The 473-nt window shown below is 35.2% G+C and carries 1 protein-coding gene; it reads right to left on the bottom strand.

What is annotated here, in order from left to right:
• Positions 1 to 95: 95 nt before the first annotated feature.
• The coding region (locus DLK05_RS17015; RefSeq protein WP_127345114.1) for a transposase at positions 96 to 473 on the bottom strand (378 nt) is incomplete at its 5' end.

The following is a 473-nucleotide window of genomic DNA, read 5'->3' as shown; positions in this document are numbered from 1 at the left end:
GATACATTTGTCCTGAAAGGACTAAGGCAATAGCAACGGGCAAAGCCCGTTGATTCTAATGCAATTTGTTAATCAAGCCCCGAAGGGGCGAAAGCCTAATTCCAAATATATTTCTCATCAAAATCAACATTGTATTTTCGAAGAAAAGCTCTCAATTCATCCTCAAACGACTTTTTTGTATGATGTTTATCCTGATTRTCGATGTATTGAGTCACAACATCTGTTTCAGAAGGATTAACGGAAAATATTCCATAACCATCTTGCCAATAAAAATCATGATATTGATTTCCTTTTAATTTAATCCATTTCGAGGACTGCTTCTTCACCTCTTCCAAAAGCTTCACTTGGCTTATCTTTTTAGATAACGTGCATAAAATATGGACATGATCCTTATGTCCTCCTACACGAACAGGATTACATTCCAAGCCTTTACAAACTCCTCCAATGTATTCAAACAATTCTTTTTTTACATT

Origin of the sequence: Ancylomarina longa, assembly GCF_003996985.1 — a bacterium.
Lineage (GTDB): Bacteria > Bacteroidota > Bacteroidia > Bacteroidales > Marinifilaceae > Ancylomarina_A > Ancylomarina_A longa.
The sequence above is the reverse complement of the archived record's forward strand: the minus strand, read 5'-3'. Positions and strand labels throughout refer to the sequence as shown.